Genomic DNA, 22,051 nt, shown 5'->3' on the forward strand with positions numbered 1-22,051 from the left:
TATCCTGTATCCCCTTAGGAGAAACTAATGTCCTTTTTGGTGTTACTTATTTTAATTGCTGTAGAAAAGTTTTCTAATGGCCGTCATCGCATCCAAAAAGATTCCTTTTGGTTAAACCAGCTACAACAATGTGAAAATCAAACTTCTCAAGCAAGTAGTGCAAACCATGCAATATTCAAGCTAACCATATTACCTGTCATTATTATTGGTATTATCATTTTCTTGCTTCACAATATATTTCACGGCATTTTCTTATTCTTTATTGATATAGCGATTATGCTTTACGCATTAGGGCGTGGTGATTTAGTACAACGCTTTGGTTCATTCCGTGATGCATGGCGACGTGATGACCAAGAAGGCTTAAAAATTGCTGCTGAACGAGATCTTGGTTTAACTGATATAGATACAGAAAACCCTAACCAATTACTTCATCAAGCCCAAAGCAAACTATTATGGCAGAGCTATGAAGGTTTTTTTGCTGTTATTTTCTGGTACATGTTATTAGGTCCTCTTATCCCTCTTTTCTATCGTTTGATTGCTCTTGTTGACGATTTAACCGTTAATGAACAACTACGAGCAAAGGCCTCTTTTATTCGCTATTATTTAGACTGGTTGCCTAGCCGTATCCTAATTTATAGCTTTTGCTTAGTTGGTCACTTTACCACTTGCTTTGATGTGCTTATAAAAGAGCTTTTTAATAAAAAACTATCTGCTAAAGAGTTAATAAATAAAGCAGGTATTGCAGCAGTACAAACACAAGAAGTTAGTGAAGAAGGAGAACAAATATCTTCTTTGGACATATTATGGAATCTACTGATTAGATCAGCCATATTATGGTATGTTATCTACGCATTATTTATTATTTTTATCTATTAAAGCCTATTGATTAGTAATTATATGCTTTAATTACTTAATACTACCCCTACTAATCAATAGCTAGTTAATTTAAATGATAGAACCTCATTTTAGTCTCTGCTAAAATTAACCCTTATTTTTAACAACTACTGGAATCTTTGGCATGAGTATAAAAGCAGATAAGTGGATTCGCCGTATGGCATTAGAACATGGCATGATTGAACCTTTTGTTGAACGTCAAGTTCGTACAGAAGGTGCTGAAAAGCTTATTTCTTATGGTGTTTCTAGTTATGGTTACGATGTACGTTGTGCCAATGAATTTAAAGTATTTACCAATATTCACTCAGCCACTGTTGACCCCAAGCACTTTGATGAAAAAAGCTTTGTTGATATTGTAGGCGATGTATGTATTATTCCACCTAACTCTTTTGCCCTTGCTCGTACGGTTGAATACTTTCGTATTCCACGTAATGTACTGACTATTTGTTTAGGTAAAAGTACTTATGCACGTTGCGGCATTATCGTTAATGTAACGCCGTTAGAACCTGAGTGGGAAGGTCATGTAACCTTAGAGTTCTCTAATACCACTAACTTACCTGCCAAAATCTATGCTAATGAAGGCGTGGCACAGATGTTATTTTTAGAGTCTGATGAGGTATGTGAAATTTCTTATAAAGATCGTGGTGGTAAATACCAAGGTCAAACAGGTGTTACCTTACCAAAAGCTTAATATAAAGGGGATTTTAATCCCCTTTTTTATACTTTAAATACTGCAAAATCCACTGCCATTTCTGTATTGGCAAATATTGCCCTACATTCGTCGACTAAACGTCCATTATCTATAAGCTCATAACGTGCACTAATATGAGTAATAATCAATTTTTTAACATTTGCTTGTTTGGCAATGGTAGCTGTTTGGGTAGTAGACGAATGACCATATTTTTCAGCACCCTCTGTTAATGAACCTTCTACAGTGGCTTCATGTACCATAATATCTGCATTATTGGCTAACATGATAGATGATGGTGTAGGCTTTGTATCACCAAAGATAGCAACTACTTTTCCTTTGTCAGGTGATTTAAGCAAATCTTTACCATTAATAACACGGCCATCTTCCAAGGTAACTATTTGTCCCTCTTTAAGATATTTTAAGTGGGGGCCTGATGGGATATCCATAGTTGTTAATAAATCAACATCCAAATGCCCTAATTTATCTTTCTCAACAATCCTATAACCATAGCTAGCCACCCTATGATTTAAAAGAGCTGTAGTAACAATAAACTGCTCATCTTCAAAAATAACACCCTCTTCAATTTCTACGACATTAAGGGGATATGGGATATAACTTTCAGAAACTTTTAGTACAACTTCTAAAAACTGTTTAATCCCTTTTGGGCCATATACAGTCAACTCACCTGCTTCATTTCTAAAAGAGCGACTACCCAATAAACCTGGTAAACCAAAGAGATGATCACCATGTAAATGAGTTATAAAAATTTTGTCTATTTTATTAATTTTTAATCTTGTCTGTAAGAATTGATGCTGAGTTCCCTCCCCACAATCAAACAACCATAATGTATTACGCTCTGCCATTAAATTAAGCACACAACTAGTAACATTACGTTCTTTAGTGGGTAAACCTGCTCCAGTGCCTAAAAAAACTAATTCCATATATTTCCTGACAATACTTTTGTCTTTACTAATCACTTTTTGTCTATGTATAGTATCTCAACACACTAGCAAAGGGAATGATCAATGCTTATTCAACCAGCGACTATAACTGACCTGCCTGCCATTTTAGAACTGCAAAAATTAGCTTATCAAAGCGAAGCCAAATTACTCAATAATTTTAATATACCACCGCTTAAACAAACACTTATAAATGTTGAGGAGGAGTTTAAGAAAGGTATTATTTTACCCATCATCAAATTATTGGTTCTGTAAGAGGCTATACAAATGACAATACCCTCCATATTGGCAAACTTATAGTACACCCTAATCAACAAAATCAAGGGTTGGGCACATTGCTTTTACTGACTATAGAGAAATACTACCCTCAGCTACGTTATGAACTTTTTACCAGTACTAAAAGCAAAAAAAACTTAGCGCTTTATCTTAAAAATGGTTATAAGGAATTTAAAAGGCAAAAAATAAGTGACAATTTGGATTTTGTTTTTTTAGAAAAACAATAGTTTTCCACTGTAAATACTTTATTACTAATCAATATTAACTCGTTTATTAACTACTAATAGCCATACTCTATTAGTTTGGCACGCACAATATTTCTACTAATCCCTCTTTCTCTTGTGATATAACTATAAAAAAAGGCCAAGCATTAATGCTTGGCCTTTTTTACTTATTAGCAATGCTAATAATTATTTCATTGGCCAACCAGTTAACTCTGATAACGCTTTGCCAATGTCTGCTAAAGAACGCACAGTTTTAACACCAGCATCTTCTAAGGCAGCAAATTTTTCATCAGCAGTACCTTTACCACCAGAAATAATTGCACCCGCATGGCCCATACGTTTGCCAGCAGGAGCTGTTACACCAGCAATATAAGAAACTACAGGCTTAGTTACATTAGCTTTAATAAATGCAGCTGCTTCTTCTTCTGCACTACCACCAATTTCACCAATCATCACAATTGCTTCAGTTTTAGGATCTGCCTGGAATAGCTTTAAGATATCGATAAAGCTAGAACCTGGAATTGGGTCGCCACCAATACCAACACAAGTAGATTGACCGAAACCAGCATCAGTCGTTTGTTTCACCGCTTCATAAGTTAACGTACCAGAACGAGAAACAATACCCACTTTACCTGGTAAATGAATGTGACCTGGTTGAATACCAATTTTACATTCACCCGGAGTGATAACACCTGGGCAGTTAGGGCCAATAAGTACCACGCCTAATTCGTCACACTTAACTTTAGCTTCTAACATATCGATAGTAGGAATACCTTCAGTGATACAAACGATTAATTTGATACCACCAAATGCAGCTTCTAAAATAGAATCTTTACAGAAAGGAGCTGGTACATAGATAACACTGGCATCTGCACCTGTAGCTTCTACCGCTTCTTTTACTGTATTAAATACAGGCAAACCTAAATGAGTAGTACCACCTTTACCCGGAGTAACACCACCCACCATTTTAGTACCATAAGCAATTGCTTGTTCTGAGTGGAATGTACCTTGGCTACCAGTAAAACCTTGGCAAATAACTTTAGTATCTTTATTAATTAAAACGCTCATTATTTACCCTCCGCTGCCGCTACCACTTTTTGTGCAGCATCAGTTAAACCACTTGCAGCAATAATATTTAGGCCACTTTCAGATAATACTTTAGCACCTAATTCAGCGTTATTACCCTCTAAACGAACCACTACAGGTACTTTTACGCCTACTTCTTTTACTGCACCAATAATACCTTCAGCGATCATATCGCAACGTACGATACCACCAAAGATATTTACTAATACGGCTTTAACATTTGAGTCAGAAAGGATAATTTTAAACGCTTCGGTTACACGTTCTTTAGTAGCACCACCACCAACGTCTAGGAAGTTAGCTGGTTTGCCACCGTGTAAGTTTACAATATCCATGGTACCCATTGCTAAACCAGCACCGTTAACCATACAACCGATGTTGCCATCTAATGCTACATAATTAAGTTCAAATTGTGCAGCGTGTGCTTCACGTGGGTCATCTTGTGATGGATCGTGCATTTCACGCAATTTAGGGTGACGATATAAAGCATTACCATCAATATTAATTTTAGCGTCTAGGCAGTGTAAGTTACCATCTTTCTTAATCACTAATGGATTGATTTCTAATAACGCTAAATCATAATCTTGGAACAATTTAGCTAAACCTAAGAAGATATTAGTAAATTGTTTGATTTGATCGCCTTTTAAGCCTAATTTAAACGCTAAATCACGGCCTTGGAAAGGTTGTGCACCTACTAATGGATCAATGGTCGCTTTTAAGATTTTTTCTGGGGTGTCATGAGCTACTTTCTCAATTTCAACACCACCTTCAGTAGACGCCATAAATACGATACGGCGGCTTGAACGATCAACTACTGCACCTAAATATAATTCTTTATCAATATCAGTACATGTTTCTACTAAAATTTTACTAACAGGTTGACCATTAGCGTCTGTTTGATAAGTAACTAATCTTTTACCTAACCATTGTGCTGCAAAAGCTTTTGCATCAGCTGGGTCTTTTACTAATTTTACGCCACCAGCTTTACCACGACCACCTGCGTGTACTTGAGCTTTAACAACCCACTCAGTACCACCAATAGTTGTACATGCCGCAGCGGCTTCTTCTGGTGTATCTACTGCGATGCCTTTCGATACAGGTAATCCATATTCAGCAAATAACTGTTTACCTTGATATTCATGGAGATTCATAAGCTATACTATCTCTTTGGTATTGCTATGTTTAGATGATACGGAATCGTACCACCACCTAATTGCCAGCTTGTTTATTGACTACTTTCTGGCGAGTAAATGGGGCAATAAATGCCCCATTTGAAGACGGTTATTAACGTTTTTTGCGGTTAGCAACGTGAATAGCATGTCCATTTACTGCTAGTGCGGCTTCGTGAACAGCCTCAGAAACGGTTGGATGTGAGAAGATCATCATACCTACATCTTCTGCACTTGAACCAAATTCCATTGCAATAGCAATTTGTTGTACTAGTTCTGCTGCACTTGGGCCAATTACATGACCACCTAAAATACGATCAGTTTTAGCATCAGCAATGATTTTTACAAAGCCTGTAGTATCATTAGCTGCCATAGCACGACCACTAGCTGCAAATGGGAATACACCTATGTTGATTTCAACACCTTCTGCTTTTAAGGTTTGTTCATTTTTACCAACCCATGCAATTTCTGGGTGAGTATAAATAACACCTGGAATTAAATCGTAGCTCATTTGTGCTTTATGACCAGCAATGCGCTCTACTACCATAATACCTTCTTCAGAAGCTTTATGGGCTAGCATTGGGCCGCGTACTACGTCACCAATTGCATAAACGCCTGGTACGCTAGTTGTGCAGTAGTCATCAACAAAGATAAAGCCACGCTCATCCATGTTCACACCACTATCCGCAGCGAGTAAATCAGTAGTTACTGGGCGACGACCAACAGCTACAATTACTTTATCAAAAGTGATTTTTTGCTCGCCTTCAGCATCTGTGTACTCAACAGTAACTGTTTTACCTTTAGTGCTAGAGCCTGTTACACGGGCACCTAATTTAATATTAAGACCTTGTTTAGTTAATACTTTTTGAGCTTCTTTGGCTACTTGCTCATCTACTGCTGGCAGGAATTTATCCATTGCCTCTAATACAGTAACTTCTGAACCTAAACGTGCCCATACAGAACCTAACTCAAGACCAATTACACCCGCACCAATTACGCCTAAACGCTTAGGTACGGCAGTAAAGTCTAATGCACCTGTAGAATCTACAATAGTATCACCATTTAATGGTGTAGGTGGAATTTCAATAGGACGAGAACCAGAAGCAATAATTACATTTTCAGCTGCAACAGTTTCTACTTTACCATCTAAGCCTGTTACTTCTACTTGTTTGTTAGCTAATAATTTGCCATGACCTTCTAATAAGGTAACACCATTAGCTTTAAATAACATGCCAATACCACCTGTTAAATTCTTAACAATGGTATCTTTACGAGCAATCATAGTACCTACATCCATGGCTAAACCTTTTACAGCAATACCATGAATTTTAAAAGACTCTTCAGCTTCGTGGTATTTCCACGTACTATCTAATAGAGCTTTAGAAGGAATACAGCCAACATTCAAGCAAGTACCACCTAAAGAGGTCTTGCCTTCTTTACCTTGATATTTTTCAATACAAGCAGTTTTAAAACCCATTTGTGCAGCACGAATAGCAGCTACATAACCACCAGGGCCTGCTCCAATAACAACGATATCAAATTTTTGACTCATAATTTTATCCCTTGTATGTGTATATTCTTACAACAGAGTGACTTTAATTCATTAAGAATGATGTTAACTAATGCATCATTACTACTATACTTTTTAGAAAACCGCAATAAACCTTCAAGCCGCTAAGCGGCTTGAATTATACATTACACATCTAACAATAAACGAGCAGGATCTTCTAATAAATCTTTCATTGTTACTAGGAAGCTAACGGCTTCTTTACCATCAATCATACGGTGATCATAAGAAAGTGCTAGATACATCATCGGTAAAATAACTACTTGACCATTTACAGCCATAGGACGCTCTTGAATTTTATGCATACCTAAAATAGCAGTTTGTGGTGGGTTAACAATTGGTGTTGAAAGTAATGAACCGAATACCCCACCATTAGAAATAGTGAATGTACCACCTGTCATTTCTTCAATAGTTAATTTGCCTGCTTTAGCTTTTTTACCAAAATCGGCAATACCACCTTCAATTTCTGCAAGGCTCATAAACTCAGCATTACGAAGTACAGGTACTACTAAACCACGGTCGCTTGATACAGCTACACCAATATCTTGATAACCATGATATACCACGTCATTACCATCAATTGAAGCATTAACACCAGGGAAACGTTTTAATGCTTCAGTAGCAGCTTTCACAAAGAAAGACATAAAGCCTAAACGCACACCATCATGTTTCTTTTCAAATAAGTCTTTATATTTAGAGCGTAAATCCATAATAGGCTTCATATTAACTTCATTAAAAGTAGTTAACATTGCCATAGAAGATTGTGCTTCAACTAAACGCTCTGCTACCTTAGCACGTAAACGTGTCATTGGCACTCGTTTTTCAACACGATCACCAACTGCTACTTGAACGTTTGTAGTAGCTGCTCTTGGTGCAGTAGAAGCAGCAGGTGCAGATGATTTATTAGCAATCGCTGCAACTACATCTTCTTTAGTAATACGACCACCTTTACCTGTACCTTTAATAGTAGCTGGGTCAATATTATTCTCTTCTGCTAATTTACGTGCTGCTGGAGCTAAAATTGGATCTTCATCAGATGTTTCTGTTACTGATGCAGGAGCTGCGGTTGGAGTAACTTCAGCTTTAGCAGCTGGAGCAGCTGATGCTGTAGCACTTTCATCAACACTACCAATCACTTCATTACTTAAAACAGTATCACCTTCATTTTTAACAATAGTTAACACACCATCAGCAGGGGCAACTACCTCTAACATTACTTTGTCAGTTTCAATCTCGACCAGCAATTCGTCACGCTTGACGGCTTCGCCAGATTTTTTTAACCAGTTAGCAATAGTACCATCAGCGATGGATTCGGGAAAAGAAGGCGCTTTAATTTCTTGAGCCATTGTAAAATTCCTTAAATTTATTAGAGGGCGCCCATGCGCCCATCTGATCGAGTATTAAACAGTAAATGCGTCTTGCAATAATTTCTCTTGCTGTTCAGCATGCATTGATGGATAACCACAAGCAGGTGCCGCAGAACTATCGCGGCCAGCATATTGTAAATCTAATGGTGGATTGTATTCGGCTGCCGCACGACGAATATTGTGCTGACTGCAATACCATGCACCTTGATTCATAGGTTCTTCCTGACACCATACTAAACGTTTTAGATTTGGATAGGTTGCCATAATTCTATCTAAACTCTCATTAGGGAATGGATAGAGTTGTTCTATACGAACAATAGCAATATTGTCTTGTCCTTCCGCACGACGTTTTTCCAATAAATCGTAATATACTTTACCACTACATAAAATAAGGCGATCTACTTTCTTAGGATTAATATCATCCACTTCAGGAATAATAAGCTTAAATGATCCCTCTGCCAATTCTTCTAAAGTAGAAATGGCTAGTTTATGACGTAATAAAGACTTCGGACTCATTATCACTAGCGGCTTACGAATTGGACGTACCACTTGACGACGCAATAAATGGAATATCTGTGCTGGTGTAGTAGGTACACATACTTGAATATTCTGGTCTGAGCAAAGTTGTAAGTAACGTTCTAAGCGTGCGGAAGAGTGCTCTGCACCTTGACCTTCATAACCATGAGGCAACAGCATAGTAACGCCACTTAAACGTTCCCATTTAAGCTCACCACTGCTGATAAACTGATCGATAACAACCTGCGCACCGTTGGCAAAATCACCAAATTGTGCTTCCCAAATAACTAGAGCATTAGGTGTTGTTGAAGCATAACCGTATTCAAAGGCTAACACCGCTTCTTCAGATAAGAATGAATCATAAATATCCATTCTTGGCTGACCATCGAATAAATGCTGTAATGGAACATAAACAGAATCATCTTTTTGGCTGTGTAATACAGCATGACGATGTGAGAAAGTACCACGACCGATATCTTGCCCCGTCATACGCACTGGATAACCTTCGGCTAATAAACTAGCATAGGCCAAGGTTTCTGCATAACCCCAATTAATAGGTAAAGAACCTACTGTCATTTTTTCACGATCTTCATAGATCTTTTTAACTTGGCGCTGTAACACAAAACCTTCTGGAGTTGTGGTCATCTTTGTAGCTAGATCTTGTAACTTCTTAAGATCTACTGTTGTGTCATAATAAGAATTCCACTCATGGCCAATATAAGGTGTCCAATCTACAAATAACGCTTTGTTAGGTTCTTTGACTAGACTTCTTACCACATGACGACCATTATCTAAGTCATCACGGTATTCATCCACTCTTTGCTGTGCTTCTGCTTCTGTAATAACACCTTGTTTTACTAATTCATCAGCATATAAACTACGAGGTGTATTGTGTTTAGCAATAGCTTGATACATAAGTGGTTGAGTTCCACTAGGCTCATCAGCTTCATTATGACCATGACGGCGATAACAGAAGAGATCTAACACCACATCTTTATGGAATTGCATACGGAAATCTAAGGCCATTTGCGTTACAAATAAAACAGCTTCAGGATCATCACCATTTACATGAAAAATAGGTGCCTGTACCATTTTTGCAATTTCAGTAGCATATTCTGTAGAGCGAGCATCATCAGGACGGCTAATAGTAAAACCGATTTGATTATTGATTACGATATGAACCGTACCACCTGTTTTATATGCACGGGTTTGTGACATTTGGAAGGTTTCCATTACCACACCCTGCCCAGCAAAAGCGGCATCACCATGAATAGTAATAGGTAATACAGCTTCACCTGTTGTATCCGCTCTACGGTCTTGGCGAGCACGCACTGAACCAGCCATTACAGGCGAACCAATCTCTAAATGAGATGGGTTAAAACCTAACGCTAGATGAGTTTCTCCACCTTGAGTCATTACATTGGAAGAAAAACCTTGGTGATATTTAACATCACCTACCCCAACCTTAGCACGCTTCTTACCTTCGAACTCATCGAATAATTCACGTGGATTTTTACCGAGGGTATTAACTAACACATTTAAGCGACCACGGTGTGCCATTGACATGACAACTTCTTTTACACCATAAGTACCAGAGCGTTGAATCAACTCATCAACCATCGGGATAAGTGCATCACCACCTTCTAAACTAAAACGTTTTGCACCTGGATATTTATTACCTAGGTATTTCTCTAATCCTTCAGCAGCCGTTAAACGTTCTAATAAATGCTTTTTAACATCTGATGAGTATTGTTGACGACCTTTGACATGCTCAAAACGGCGTAATAACCAACGACGCTGTTCTGTGTCAATAATATGCATGCACTCCATGCCAATGGTACGGCAATAAGTATCTTTTAAAGTAGCAATTATCTCACGCAGTGTTGCTTCTTTTTTATCAGTGAATAGATCACCACAAGAGAAGGTAATATCTAAATCTGCCTCAGTAAGCTCATTATCATGCAAAGATAATGCTTCTGGCACTGGACGCTGCCACAAACCTAAAGGATCAAGATTAGCAACCTGATGTCCCTGCATACGATACATCTGAATTAAACGCAGTACTTTTACTTGCTTCTTCTCGTGATCACTAGATACGCTGGCAGCAGCAACAGGTTGTGCTCTGTTTTGGGTCTTGGCCAGCATTACAAAATAATCACGAATTGGAGAATGCGGTACATCTGCACCATTTGAGGCAGCAGGCAGCTTTTGGAAGTAAGTACGCCATTCTTCAGGAACTGCATTAGGATCATGCAGATATTGTTCATAAAGCTCATCTACATAGTCTGCATTATCCGCAGATAAATAAGCGCTATCCCACAATTGTTGCATCATGCTTTCGGGCATGTCAGGTCACCTTCTATTAAAGCACTGCACTGAAAGAAAAACCATTCTGTTTTTATTTTTATTAAGCAAAGAGATAAAAGCAGCGTGGACTTTAGTCAGTGTAAAAACCAGCTCAGTGCTCCTTTGGTTTATTCAAAATACAAATTAACTACAAGTAAAACACTTGCGCCTATGGCAAAATGCCTCTTACTATTATAAGAGGCATTTTAATTTTTTTAAGTTCCGCTTTGTAACAACATACTGCGGATATGTCCTATCGCTTGTGTGGGGTTCAAGTTTTTGGGGCAAACATGAACACAGTTCATAATGCTCCGGCAACGGAACACGCTGAAAGGATCATCCATCATTGCTAGACGTTTTTCCGTGTAAGTATCACGGCTATCCGCCAAGAAACGATATGCCTGCAATAATGCAGATGGACCTAAGAACTTATCAGGATTCCACCAGAATGAAGGACATGAAGTTGAACAACAAGCACAAAGAATACACTCATATAAACCATCTAACTTATCACGCTCTTCAATACTTTGAAGACGCTCAATAGCTGGTGCTGGCGTATCATTTTGTAAATAAGGCTCAACTTTTTCGTATTGTTTGTAGAAAATATTCATGTCTACAATCAAGTCACGAATAACAGGTAAACCTGGTAATGGTCTAATAACTAATTGCTCACCTGCTTTTACCACTTCTGACAATGGAGTAATACAGGCTAAACCATTTTTACCATTAATATTCATACCATCTGAACCACAAACACCTTCACGGCATGAGCGACGATATGAAAAACTTTCATCTTGTTCTTTTACAAGCTCAAGAACGTCAAGCACCATTAAATCTTTACCACCAGTATCAATCTGGTAAGTTTTCATACTAGGTACTTTATCTTGATCAGGATTATAGCGATATACACTTACTGAGAGCATGACAATCCCCTATTAATAAACACGTTTTTTAGGTTCAAAAGCTGGTACAGTCTTAGGAGCAAAATTCACTGCTCGCTTACTTACACGTTTTTCCCCAGGGAAATAAAGTGTATGACATAACCAGTTAGTATCATCACGCTCCTCATAATCTTCACGAGCATGAGCACCACGAGATTCTGTACGAACGTTAGCCGCAATCGCCGTAGCTTCAGCAACTTCCAATAAGTTTTGTAACTCAAGTGCTTCCATTCGTGCAGTATTAAATGCCATGCTCTTATCAGTGATTTTCACATGTTCAATACGCTCACGTAAAGTAGCAAGCTCTTTGATACCTTTTTCCATGTATTCACCAGTACGGAATACACCGAAATAGTTTTGCATACAATTTTGTAGTTCACGTTTTAATGGAGCTACTTCTTCGCCTTCAACACGCTCATTTAATGAAGTTAAACGCTTACTTGCAGCTTCAATATCAGTTTGGCTAGCTGCACGGTATTCAATACCTTCTTTTAATGCTTTCTCAAGGTATAAACCGGTTGCACGACCAAATACTACTAAGTCTAATAATGAGTTACCACCTAAACGGTTAGCACCATGTACAGACACACAAGCAACTTCACCTACTGCATATAAACCTTCTACAACTACATCATTGCCATTAGCATCTTGAGTTAATGCTTGACCATGAATGTTAGTTGCAATACCACCCATCATATAGTGACAAGTTGGTACTACAGGAATTGGAGCAGTCACTGGATCTACGTGAGCAAATGTTTTAGAAAGCTCACAAATACCAGGTAAACGACTATGTAGAACCTCTTCACCTAAGTGATCAAGTTTTAATAATACATGGTCTTTATTAGGACCAACACCATTACCTGCTAAAATCTCTTTAACCATTGAACGAGCAACCACATCACGACCTGCTAAATCTTTAGCATTCGGTGCGTAACGTTCCATGAAGCGCTCGCCATCTTTATTAATTAAATAACCACCCTCACCACGGCAACCTTCGGTTACTAATACACCAGCACCATAAATGCCCGTTGGGTGGAACTGCCACATTTCAATATCTTGTACAGGTACACCTGCACGTAATGCCATACCAACACCATCACCTGTATTGATGTGAGCATTAGTGGTAGAAGCATAAATACGACCCGCACCACCAGTAGCTAATACCACTGCTTTAGAGCGGATATAAACAGTTTCACCGGTTTCTAAACAGATAGCAATAATACCTACTACAGCATTATCTTGATTTTTTACTAAATCAACTGCATACCATTCTGTTAAGAACGTAGTGTTATTTTTTAAGTTATTTTGATAAAGGGTATGTAATAAGGCATGACCTGTACGGTCCGCTGCTGCACAAGTACGTGCTGCTTGTCCACCTTCACCAAAATTTTTAGATTGACCACCAAAAGGACGTTGATAAATACGACCAGTTTCAGTACGTGAGAATGGTAAACCCATATGGTCTAATTCAAATACAGCTTCAGGACCTACTGAACACATATATTCAATAGCATCTTGGTCACCAATATAGTCAGAACCTTTAACAGTATCATACATGTGCCAACGCCAATCATCATTAGGATCGGCAGAAGCAATTGCACAGGTAATACCACCTTGTGCTGATACAGTATGAGAGCGTGTTGGAAATACTTTAGTTACAACCGCTGTTTTATAACCAGAACTGGATAATTGTAAACCGGCGCGCATACCTGCACCACCACCGCCAACAACAATAGCATCAAAAGAAAGAGTACGTATAGTAGACATAGTTTTTTAAACACCCCAAAGAATCTGTATACCCCAGACAAAAATCACAAACATTAACATGCCACATAGTGCTTGCACTAAGAAGCGAACGCCAGTAGCCCACTTACCTAAAGCCATACGTGTTAAATAGTCTGTAGTAATTGTCCACATACCTACCCAAGCATGAACGCTTAAACAAAGTAGTGCTAGTAAACTATAGGTACGCATCCATTTATTGTGGAAAAGACTATACCATTGTGAATAGTCAAGATTAGGGTTACAAATAACAAAACCTACTAAAAAAACAAAGTATGTTGCCAAAATAACGGCCGATACACGCTGTGCCATCCAATCGAATAAGCCTGAGCGTGAAAAATTCGTGACATTAGTTACCATATTATCCACACTCCTGCAATCACGATAAGGATTACTGAAACGATTAATACTACTTTAGCACCGAAACGGCCACCCTCAAGAGATTCACCAATACCTAAGTCCATAATCAAATGACGAATGCCTGCAACTAAGTGATAAATTAACGCAGAGAGCATACCCCAAACGATAAACTTCACAAAAAAGTTAGACATCCACGATTTAACTGTGGCAAAGCCTTCTGGACCAGATAGTGATCTATCCAGTAAGAAAAGCGCGATAACAAGTGAAACAAAAAGGATAACACCAGAGATACGGTGCAGAATGGACGCATAAGCTGTAATAGGTAGCTTGATAGTCCGAAGATCAAGATTTACGGGTCGTTGGCTATTCACGTTTCTATTCATCTTTATAAGCCCCTTAAGTGGGAGCGGTTATTGGAAAGAATTAAACTACTCAAAGGTCAATATTATTAGCTTTGATTAACCTCACCGCCTTATGTGGCAGATAGCCGCACAGTATAGTCGGTTATTTCTATATTGACAACTAGATATATGGTTAAGTTCACTATTTTATTTATATTTTCAGTTATTTCCCCCTCCCTTTGTCGTATTACTGTTTTTATTACCTAAGACGAGAAATTTACTTATTATAACTGATTAAAAAAAAACTTCCCTATAAAAATATAGGGAAGTTTAATTATTATTACACTAATATTAAGGATGTTGCTCTTTAAGATCTTGTGAGCTAGGTGGTGGCAGCAAATCTTCACGAGTTAATTTTAACCACACTAACACGGGACCTGCTATATAAATAGAAGAATAAGTACCTACAAATACACCAATTAACATAACCAATGCAAAACCACCTAAAGATGGACCGCCAAAGATTAATAAGGCAATCAGCGCCATAGCCGTTGAAGTTGAAGTAGCTATGGTTCTTAGCAAGGTTTGTGTAACAGAAACATCAATATTCTCAATAATATCTGCTTTACGTAATACACGGAAATTCTCGCGAACACGATCATAAATAATAATCGTATCATTCAAGGAATAACCTATCATGGCTAATATTGCAGCAAATACTGTTAAATCTACAGGTATTTGGAAAAAAGCAATAACCCCAAGCGTTACAATTAAATCGTGGAATAATGAAGCAATAGCACCTAAACCAAATTTCCATTGGAAACGAAATGCTAAATAAATCAGAATACCTGCTAATGCTAATAAACAGGCAATCCCCCCTTTATCCAAAAGCTCTTTACCAACCTGTGCACCTACAGTCTCCGCACTAATTAGTTCAAACTTATTATCAGGGTCTATACGATGTAATTTAGCAGCTACTAAATTACCAACATTTGCTTCATCATTTTTTAAACGAATTAACACACTGTTGGTAGAACCAAAGCTTTGCACAATCGCATCATCAAACTTTTGCTCTTGTCCTGGCTCTGCAGTAGCTAACTCTAAACGAATTTTTTCTAAATCAGCTGGTTTTTCATAGAGTAATTCAATAGAAGTACCCCCTGTAAAATCCAAACCAAGATTTAAACCCTTATGAAACAGACTTACTAAACCTACAATAGTAATAAGTACCGTAATGACAAAAGCAACATTACGGATTTTCATAAAATGAATAGTGGACTTAATCATAGTAATATCACCTTATATCCACAATTTCTTAACATTACGACCACCAAACAGCAAGTTCACAATACCACGTGTAACCATTACGGCTGTAAATAAGGAGGTAATAATACCCAGTGAAAGTGTTACCGCGAAGCCTTTGATTGGCCCCGTACCCATTTGGAATAAGATAGCCCCTACCAATAATGTAGTTAAGTTACTATCTATAATTGCTGTATAGGCACGGTCAAAACCTTCATGTATTGCTCTTTGTACTGATAAACCATTATTTAACTCTTCTCGAATACGAGAATAAATCAGTACGTTAGCATCAATCGCCATACCCAATGTCAGTACAATACCTGCGATACCTGGTAAGGTGAGTGTTGCACCGATAATTGAAAGCAGTCCAGTTAATAATACTAAGTTGAACGCTAAAGCTACGGTAGCAATTATGCCAAAGAACTTGTAAATGATGACCATAAAGATAGCAATTAAGATCATTGCCCAAATAGTCGAATCAATACCCATTTTGATATTTTCTTCACCTAGACTTGGACCTAAAGTACGCTCTTCAACAAAGTGCATAGGTGCTGCTAAACCACCAGCCCTTAATAATAAGGCTAGCTCTGAAGCTTCTTTAGTAGATTTAGAACCAGAAATTACAAAACGACTACTTAATACATCGCGAATAGTCGCCAAGCTAATAATTTTTCTATCTTCTATATAAGCTTGTACAGCTTTTTCTTTATTACTACCCTCTTCTTTCACATAGTGAGTAATTGGGCGTTGCTCAATAAAGATTACTGCCATGCTACGCCCAACATTGCCTTGGGTAGCTTTGAACATTAAATCGCCACCATGACCATCTAACTCAATTTCTACTTGTGGTTGATTATTACGTTGATCGAAACCTACTTTAGCACTGGAAACTTGATCACCTGTAATAATTACTGCACGTTCTAATGCAACTGGTCGACCTTCAAAATCAAACTGTTCCGTAGAAATAGCAGGATCATCAGGCTTAGCCGCTAAACGAAACTCTAAGTTAGCTGTTTTACCTAAAATACGTTTTGCTTCAGCGGTATCTTGCACACCTGGCAGTTCTACCACAATACGATTAGAACCTTGTTGCTGCACAATAGGCTCTGCAACACCTAACTCATTAACACGATTACGAACAGTTTGTAAGTTTTGGGAAACAGCATACTCTGATAAGTCAGAGATAATACTAGGCGACATTACTAATTTAAGTACTTGAGCCCCTTCTTCCGCAACTGTTGTAATAGTAAATTGATTAAATTTACCAGTAATTAGTGTTTCAGCCTTAGCTGCTGTCTCTGCGTCTGCAAAGCTAAATTGAATACTGCTATCTTTACTAGGAATACTACGATAACGAATACGCTCTTCACGTAATAAGTTTCTGATTTCGCCATCATACATATTAAGACGTGTTTTAATGGCTCTATCCATATCCACTTCAAGCAAGAAGTGAACACCACCAGATAGGTCAAGTCCTAACTTCATAGGACGCGCACCTATTTTCGTTAACCATGCGGGGGTAGTAGGTGCTAAGTTTAAAGCCACTACATAATCATCACCTAATGCTTTTTGTAAAGCTGCTTTTGCAGGTAACTGACTAGCTAATTTAGTTAGTCTAATTAAAACACCATCTTTTTTCTCAATAGCTACTGACTTTGCTTCAATATTAGCATTTTTTAAAATCTGTTCAATTTTAGTTACAGTAGCGTCATTAATTTCTAAGTTTACATCAGTACCCGTAATTTGAACGGCAGGATCGTCAGGATACAGATTTGGTGCAGAGTATAATAATCCTATAGTCAACACGACTAAGATTAAGATATATTTCCATAAAGGATATTTGTTAAGCATGATGCCAACCATCTATCAAAAAAATAATAAACACTATGATTAAATATTTTATATAACCATAATGTCAGTTGTTATTATTCATCAATCGCTTTTAAAGTACCTTTAGGCAAGGTTGCAGCAATTGCTGATTTTTGAAATTTTAACTGTACATTATCTGATACAGCTAATACGATAAACTCATCAGATACTTTTACTATTCTACCTGCAATACCACCTGTGGTAAGTACCTCGTCACCCTTTTGTAAAGAACCTAATAAATTACGGTGTTCTTTACCACGCTTCATTTGCGGACGTAGAATCATAAAGTAAAAAATAACGATAAAACCGCCTAGGAATATCCATGTAAACATGCCATTAGGATCACCTGCAGCACCCGTTGTTGCTGCTTGTTGAGCATAAGCAGAGGAAATAAAAAAACTCATAAATTACAACTCCTTAACACAAAAATGCGGATTTAGTTTAAAGGTGGCGTAACTAATCCACGCTTATTATAAAATTCATCTACAAAAGCTGCCAATTTACCTTGTAAAATGGCATTACGCAAATCATTCATTAACTTTTGATAAAATCGTAAGTTATGAATACTGTTTAACATGGCGCCTAACATCTCGCCACATTTATCTAAATGATGTAAATAGGATTTAGAAAAATTCTGACAAGTGTAACAATCACACGTAGCGTCCAGTGTTGTTGTATCATGTTTGTGAATAGAGTTTCTAATCCTGACTACTCCAGTATCCACAAATAAATGACCATTACGAGCATTACGGGTAGGCATTACACAATCAAACATATCGATACCACGCCTTACACCCTCGACTAAGTCTTCAGGTTTACCCACACCCATTAGATAACGTGGTTTATCTGCTGGCATTTGGGTAGGTAAAAAATCTAACACCCTAATCATTTCTTCTTTAGGTTCACCAACAGAAAGACCACCGATTGCTAAACCATCAAAGTCTATTTCCGTTAAACCTTCTAATGATCTCATTCTAAGGTCTTGATGCATACCACCTTGAATAATTCCAAATAATGCAGCAGGATTATCAGCATGGGCTATTTTTGAACGCTTAGCCCAACGCAAGGAAAGCTCCATTGACTGTTTAGCTGTCTCAAAGTCTGCTGGATAGGGTGTACATTCATCAAAAATCATCACTATATCAGAACCCAATGCACGTTGAACTTGCATAGATTCCTCTGGCCCCATAAACACTTTAGCGCCATCAATAGGTGAAGAGAAAGTAACGCCCTCTTCTTTAATTTTACGTAAAGCACCCAAGCTAAACACTTGAAAACCACCTGAGTCAGTTAATATAGGTTTATCCCATTGAATAAAATCATGGAGATCACCATGCTTTTGAATAATTTCAGTGCCTGGTCTTAACCAAAGATGAAAAGTATTACCCAAAATAATTTCTGCGCCAATATCTTTAATATCTCTCGGTAACATTCCCTTTACTGTGCCATAGGTACCTACTGGCATAAAAGCAGGAGTTTCCACTGTACCACGAGGAAAAGTTAAACGACCACGTCTAGCCTTACCTTCAGTTGCTAATAACTCAAATTGCATAAAAGACATTAATTAACCTTCCTTATGCCTTTGGATTACGAGTAATAAACATCGCATCCCCATAACTAAAAAACCTATATTGTTCTGCTACAGCAACTTTATATGCTTCCATTACAGCATCATAACCTGCAAAAGCAGACACCAACATTAATAAAGTAGACTCAGGCAGATGAAAGTTAGTCACTAACGCATCTACCACATGAAACGGTTTACCTGGATATAGAAAGATGTCAGTATCACCACTAAAAGGTTTTAACTCCCCCTCTAAAGCGGCTGTTTCCAACGAACGCACACTGGTAGTCCCTACCGCAATAACTCGTCCGCCTCTTTTCTTACAATCCTTTATAACCTTTACTACTTGTGCTGAAACCTCCAACCACTCTTTATGCATATGGTGATCTTCAATAGTTTCCACTCGTACAGGCTGAAAAGTACCTGCACCTACATGCAATGTCACAAAAGCAGTATCTATACCTTTTTCTTTAATTGCAGCTAATAATGCTTCATCAAAATGTAGTCCTGCTGTAGGAGCCGCAACAGCACCCTCATTTTTCGCATAGACTGTTTGATAACGTTGCTTATCTGCTAATTCATCACTGCGATCAATATAAGGCGGTAATGGAACATGTCCAATTTGCTCTAATATTTCTAATACGGGTTGGTTAAAAACCAATTCAAATAACGAACCATGTCTTGCTAACATAGTAGCCTGTATTTGCTCATTAAATACTATGACTGTTTCTTCTTTAGGGGCTTTACTTGCTTTTACATGCGCAAGCACCTTATAGGTATCCAATAATCGTTCAATCAATACCTCGACTTTGCCACCCGTTTCTTTTTGGCCAAACAAACGTGCGGCAATTACCTTAGTATTATTAAATACCATTAAATCACCAGTATTAAGATAACTTAATAAATCTGTAAAATGCTTATGATCAATCTTTCCTGATGGGCCATCAAGAACAAGCAAACGGCTAGCTGTCCTGTTTTGTAAAGGATAACGAGCGATTAAATTATCTGGCAATTCAAAATTAAAATCAGCAACACGCATGGATAGAAATAATGCTTAACAAAAAATAAGGCGCAATGGTAACGATGATTGAATACAACAACAAGTAAAGAATAATAATTTTACAATTAAATTGGCATTATTGCTGTTTTTTCTGCAATGATGTATCAATCTTATTATCTATTTGCTCTAATAAATAAGGATAAAAAGGATTAGCAGAAGCACGCAATAGATTATCTAAACTTGTCACTAACACTCCTCTTTCTCCACGAATAGCTAATACGCCTATGCTAATACCAAATTCTGCTCGTTTTTCTGGATAACGTCCATAAAGCGAATCAGACTCTGGAAATGGTAAGGCAATATGTGAAAGTGAATAAATATCCGCTGGATAATCTAAACCCAAATCATAAATCTGCTGTTCTGTTTGTAAAGGCTTAGTAATATAAGCCACCGCCTCATTAGTATCTGGAGACTTATTAGTAATAACCGTTGTTTGATATATTCTTGGTGGCTTAGGTAATAACTCAGTAACTGCATTATAGGCTTTATCTTTTAATAGCGGCCCCAATTTGACAGTCTTATTTACATCAAACAATACCAACTCATGATGAGTATTCGATAACAAATTATAAAGCGTTATTACTGAATGAGCAGTAACTGTACTATCTACCACAGATTGAAATGTTAATATGGGAGGCAGTTGCGCTATTTTTTCATCTCCAATATTCAGTAAACGTTTCTGTAAGGCATTGATTAGCTCATAAGACTGGCGCGCACCATTAACAGGGAAAGAGTTATATTTAAATGGATTATATTCAGCCACTAGATCAATCCACGCAGCTTTAGCAAAAGGAGGAAATATTGAAGGTAAACCTGCTAGACCAGCAAAACGAGCAAAACTAGTTACCCCTATCATAGGAGATATTAAAATAACCTGATCAGGTTTTGCTAACTGAGAATTATCAAGCGCGTCTAATGTATAAATTAATGCTAATGCACCACCATTAGAATAACCTACAATATGAAAGGGTTGTGATGGCTCAATATAACGTTGTGCCTCTCTAACAGCTAGACGTGTAGCTGCCAACCAGTCCTCCCAATGCACTTCTGTCAAAGCACCTGGAACTGTACCATGTGCGGGCATTCGAACAGCTACTACGACAAACCCTCGCCTTTGATAGTGGAATGCTATATTTCTTAAACTATAAGGAGAGTCCGTTAAACCATGCAATAAAACCACTGCACCGCTGGGCTTACCTTCAGGTTTTAATAAAAAAGAACGATTCCAATTTTGTTTAAAGTGTTCTGGATAAATTGAACTATTTATTGCATAACGGTTTAATGCATATCGACCATCATTATGCATTTTATCAGTTACTTTATTTTTTAGTTCATCAAATACTTGTTGTTCTGCTTTTAAATAACCCTGCCAATCTGTTCTATCAATTTGTCTAGCAGTCAGCTCATGGAGAGTTACTGTATGCCACAGTTCTAAAGGAGCCCCTCGCTGCGTATCATAAATACGAATGATTAAAAGTGTTATGACAATAACAATAACAGCCCTAGTTATTCGTCTAAACCATCTTTTTAACCAACGAGGAGTTCGCATTTAATTGTTATTCCATAGATCTGTATTTTTATGTAAAACGCCCTTTTCTCAATCTAAGGGATATAACTATCATATCATTGTAAGTTTGTTTTATTTAAGCCGATAAAAAGTAATCCTTAGAGATCGATTCACATTCAAATCATATAATAGTTTATTATTAATTATTCTACTTAAAATTTTTAAGGTATTTA

At 37.6% G+C, this 22,051-nt stretch carries 20 protein-coding genes; 4 read left to right on the forward strand and 16 right to left on the reverse strand.

Annotated elements, in window-relative coordinates:
- Positions 1 to 27: 27 nt before the first annotated feature.
- Positions 28 to 876 (forward strand): regulatory signaling modulator protein AmpE, encoded by an 849-nt coding sequence (ampE, locus tag MTZ49_RS12550; RefSeq protein WP_264745880.1) that lies wholly within the window; start codon positions 28 to 30, stop codon positions 874 to 876.
- Positions 877 to 1,018: 142 nt separating this feature from the next.
- Positions 1,019 to 1,585, forward strand: a complete 567-nt coding sequence (gene dcd / locus MTZ49_RS12555) for a dCTP deaminase (RefSeq protein WP_264745881.1) — start codon at positions 1,019 to 1,021, stop codon at positions 1,583 to 1,585.
- A gap of 26 nt (positions 1,586 to 1,611) precedes the next feature.
- On the opposite strand, the gene rnz is transcribed toward dcd, so the two are convergent.
- Positions 1,612 to 2,526: a ribonuclease Z gene (rnz, locus tag MTZ49_RS12560; protein WP_264745882.1), complete on the reverse strand. Its 915-nt coding sequence runs from the start codon at positions 2,524 to 2,526 to the stop codon at positions 1,612 to 1,614.
- Positions 2,527 to 2,610: 84 nt separating this feature from the next.
- Between rnz and MTZ49_RS12565 the strand changes: the two genes are divergently transcribed.
- Complete coding sequence (locus MTZ49_RS12565; protein ID WP_264745883.1) at positions 2,611 to 2,799, forward strand: hypothetical protein; 189 nt, start codon at positions 2,611 to 2,613, stop codon at positions 2,797 to 2,799.
- 29 nt (positions 2,800 to 2,828) lie between these two features.
- Positions 2,829 to 3,047 carry a GNAT family N-acetyltransferase gene (locus MTZ49_RS15830; protein WP_413774194.1) on the forward strand — a complete coding sequence of 73 codons (219 nt, stop codon included), beginning with the start codon at positions 2,829 to 2,831 and terminating at the stop codon, positions 3,045 to 3,047.
- A 183-nt stretch (positions 3,048 to 3,230) separates the two neighbouring features.
- Here MTZ49_RS15830 and sucD read toward each other — a convergent pair whose 3' ends face one another.
- The 15 genes from sucD to MTZ49_RS12640 all read right to left on the reverse strand — a co-directional run bounded on the left by sucD (position 3,231) and on the right by MTZ49_RS12640 (position 21,860).
- A complete protein-coding gene (gene sucD, locus MTZ49_RS12570; protein WP_264745884.1) occupies positions 3,231 to 4,112 on the reverse strand; it encodes a succinate--CoA ligase subunit alpha in 882 nt (293 codons plus the stop codon).
- A complete protein-coding gene (sucC, locus tag MTZ49_RS12575) occupies positions 4,112 to 5,278 on the reverse strand; it encodes an ADP-forming succinate--CoA ligase subunit beta (protein WP_264745885.1) in 1,167 nt (388 codons plus the stop codon). The genes sucD and sucC overlap by 1 nt, the downstream gene beginning before the upstream one ends.
- A gap of 133 nt (positions 5,279 to 5,411) precedes the next feature.
- A complete protein-coding gene (lpdA, locus tag MTZ49_RS12580) occupies positions 5,412 to 6,848 on the reverse strand; it encodes a dihydrolipoyl dehydrogenase (protein WP_264745886.1) in 1,437 nt (478 codons plus the stop codon).
- Between the two features lie 143 nt (positions 6,849 to 6,991).
- Positions 6,992 to 8,209, reverse strand: a complete 1,218-nt coding sequence (odhB, locus tag MTZ49_RS12585) for a 2-oxoglutarate dehydrogenase complex dihydrolipoyllysine-residue succinyltransferase (protein WP_264745887.1) — start codon at positions 8,207 to 8,209, stop codon at positions 6,992 to 6,994.
- Positions 8,210 to 8,263: 54 nt separating this feature from the next.
- Complete coding sequence (locus tag MTZ49_RS12590; protein WP_264745888.1) at positions 8,264 to 11,092, reverse strand: 2-oxoglutarate dehydrogenase E1 component; 2,829 nt, start codon at positions 11,090 to 11,092, stop codon at positions 8,264 to 8,266.
- A gap of 215 nt (positions 11,093 to 11,307) precedes the next feature.
- Positions 11,308 to 12,015: a succinate dehydrogenase iron-sulfur subunit gene (locus tag MTZ49_RS12595; protein ID WP_264745889.1), complete on the reverse strand. Its 708-nt coding sequence runs from the start codon at positions 12,013 to 12,015 to the stop codon at positions 11,308 to 11,310.
- A gap of 12 nt (positions 12,016 to 12,027) precedes the next feature.
- Complete coding sequence (gene sdhA / locus MTZ49_RS12600) at positions 12,028 to 13,800, reverse strand: succinate dehydrogenase flavoprotein subunit (RefSeq protein ID WP_264745890.1); 1,773 nt, start codon at positions 13,798 to 13,800, stop codon at positions 12,028 to 12,030.
- Between the two features lie 6 nt (positions 13,801 to 13,806).
- Positions 13,807 to 14,175 carry a succinate dehydrogenase, hydrophobic membrane anchor protein gene (gene sdhD / locus MTZ49_RS12605; RefSeq protein ID WP_264745891.1) on the reverse strand — a complete coding sequence of 123 codons (369 nt, stop codon included), beginning with the start codon at positions 14,173 to 14,175 and terminating at the stop codon, positions 13,807 to 13,809.
- Positions 14,169 to 14,546, reverse strand: coding sequence for a succinate dehydrogenase, cytochrome b556 subunit (gene sdhC / locus MTZ49_RS12610; RefSeq protein ID WP_264747884.1), 378 nt, complete (start codon positions 14,544 to 14,546; stop codon positions 14,169 to 14,171). The genes sdhD and sdhC overlap by 7 nt, the downstream gene beginning before the upstream one ends.
- A gap of 321 nt (positions 14,547 to 14,867) precedes the next feature.
- Complete coding sequence (gene secF / locus MTZ49_RS12615) at positions 14,868 to 15,803, reverse strand: protein translocase subunit SecF (protein ID WP_413774151.1); 936 nt, start codon at positions 15,801 to 15,803, stop codon at positions 14,868 to 14,870.
- Between the two features lie 12 nt (positions 15,804 to 15,815).
- Positions 15,816 to 17,669 carry a protein translocase subunit SecD gene (gene secD, locus MTZ49_RS12620; protein ID WP_264745892.1) on the reverse strand — a complete coding sequence of 618 codons (1,854 nt, stop codon included), beginning with the start codon at positions 17,667 to 17,669 and terminating at the stop codon, positions 15,816 to 15,818.
- Between the two features lie 74 nt (positions 17,670 to 17,743).
- Positions 17,744 to 18,091 carry a preprotein translocase subunit YajC gene (gene yajC, locus MTZ49_RS12625; protein ID WP_264745893.1) on the reverse strand — a complete coding sequence of 116 codons (348 nt, stop codon included), beginning with the start codon at positions 18,089 to 18,091 and terminating at the stop codon, positions 17,744 to 17,746.
- A 32-nt stretch (positions 18,092 to 18,123) separates the two neighbouring features.
- Positions 18,124 to 19,239: a tRNA guanosine(34) transglycosylase Tgt gene (tgt, locus tag MTZ49_RS12630; RefSeq protein ID WP_264747886.1), complete on the reverse strand. Its 1,116-nt coding sequence runs from the start codon at positions 19,237 to 19,239 to the stop codon at positions 18,124 to 18,126.
- A gap of 22 nt (positions 19,240 to 19,261) precedes the next feature.
- Entirely contained in the window at positions 19,262 to 20,290 is a 1,029-nt protein-coding gene (gene queA, locus MTZ49_RS12635; RefSeq protein ID WP_264745894.1) for a tRNA preQ1(34) S-adenosylmethionine ribosyltransferase-isomerase QueA, read from the reverse strand.
- A gap of 97 nt (positions 20,291 to 20,387) precedes the next feature.
- Positions 20,388 to 21,860, reverse strand: a complete 1,473-nt coding sequence (locus MTZ49_RS12640; RefSeq protein WP_264745895.1) for an alpha/beta hydrolase — start codon at positions 21,858 to 21,860, stop codon at positions 20,388 to 20,390.
- Positions 21,861 to 22,051: the final 191 nt, after the last annotated feature.

Source organism: Entomomonas sp. E2T0 (assembly GCF_025985425.1).
Taxonomy (GTDB): Bacteria; Pseudomonadota; Gammaproteobacteria; order Pseudomonadales; family Pseudomonadaceae; genus Entomomonas.

What these genes read in the sequence shown, in the direction of transcription:
- dcd (WP_264745881.1), top strand. Translation starts at nt 1,019, where the DNA reads ATGAGTATAAAAGCAGATAAGTGGATTCGCCGTATGGCATTAGAACAT.
- odhB (WP_264745887.1), bottom strand. Translation starts at nt 8,209, where the DNA reads ATGGCTCAAGAAATTAAAGCGCCTTCTTTTCCCGAATCCATCGCTGAT.
- MTZ49_RS12595 (WP_264745889.1), bottom strand. Translation starts at nt 12,015, where the DNA reads ATGCTCTCAGTAAGTGTATATCGCTATAATCCTGATCAAGATAAAGTA.
- ampE (WP_264745880.1), top strand. Translation starts at nt 28, where the DNA reads ATGTCCTTTTTGGTGTTACTTATTTTAATTGCTGTAGAAAAGTTTTCT.
- sucC (WP_264745885.1), bottom strand. Translation starts at nt 5,278, where the DNA reads ATGAATCTCCATGAATATCAAGGTAAACAGTTATTTGCTGAATATGGA.
- lpdA (WP_264745886.1), bottom strand. Translation starts at nt 6,848, where the DNA reads ATGAGTCAAAAATTTGATATCGTTGTTATTGGAGCAGGCCCTGGTGGT.
- MTZ49_RS12565 (WP_264745883.1), top strand. Translation starts at nt 2,611, where the DNA reads ATGCTTATTCAACCAGCGACTATAACTGACCTGCCTGCCATTTTAGAA.
- tgt (WP_264747886.1), bottom strand. Translation starts at nt 19,239, where the DNA reads ATGCAATTTGAGTTATTAGCAACTGAAGGTAAGGCTAGACGTGGTCGT.
- queA (WP_264745894.1), bottom strand. Translation starts at nt 20,290, where the DNA reads ATGCGTGTTGCTGATTTTAATTTTGAATTGCCAGATAATTTAATCGCT.
- secD (WP_264745892.1), bottom strand. Translation starts at nt 17,669, where the DNA reads ATGCTTAACAAATATCCTTTATGGAAATATATCTTAATCTTAGTCGTG.
- secF (WP_413774151.1), bottom strand. Translation starts at nt 15,803, where the DNA reads ATGATTAAGTCCACTATTCATTTTATGAAAATCCGTAATGTTGCTTTT.
- sucD (WP_264745884.1), bottom strand. Translation starts at nt 4,112, where the DNA reads ATGAGCGTTTTAATTAATAAAGATACTAAAGTTATTTGCCAAGGTTTT.
- yajC (WP_264745893.1), bottom strand. Translation starts at nt 18,091, where the DNA reads ATGAGTTTTTTTATTTCCTCTGCTTATGCTCAACAAGCAGCAACAACG.
- sdhD (WP_264745891.1), bottom strand. Translation starts at nt 14,175, where the DNA reads ATGGTAACTAATGTCACGAATTTTTCACGCTCAGGCTTATTCGATTGG.
- rnz (WP_264745882.1), bottom strand. Translation starts at nt 2,526, where the DNA reads ATGGAATTAGTTTTTTTAGGCACTGGAGCAGGTTTACCCACTAAAGAA.
- sdhA (WP_264745890.1), bottom strand. Translation starts at nt 13,800, where the DNA reads ATGTCTACTATACGTACTCTTTCTTTTGATGCTATTGTTGTTGGCGGT.
- MTZ49_RS12640 (WP_264745895.1), bottom strand. Translation starts at nt 21,860, where the DNA reads ATGCGAACTCCTCGTTGGTTAAAAAGATGGTTTAGACGAATAACTAGG.
- MTZ49_RS12590 (WP_264745888.1), bottom strand. Translation starts at nt 11,092, where the DNA reads ATGCCCGAAAGCATGATGCAACAATTGTGGGATAGCGCTTATTTATCT.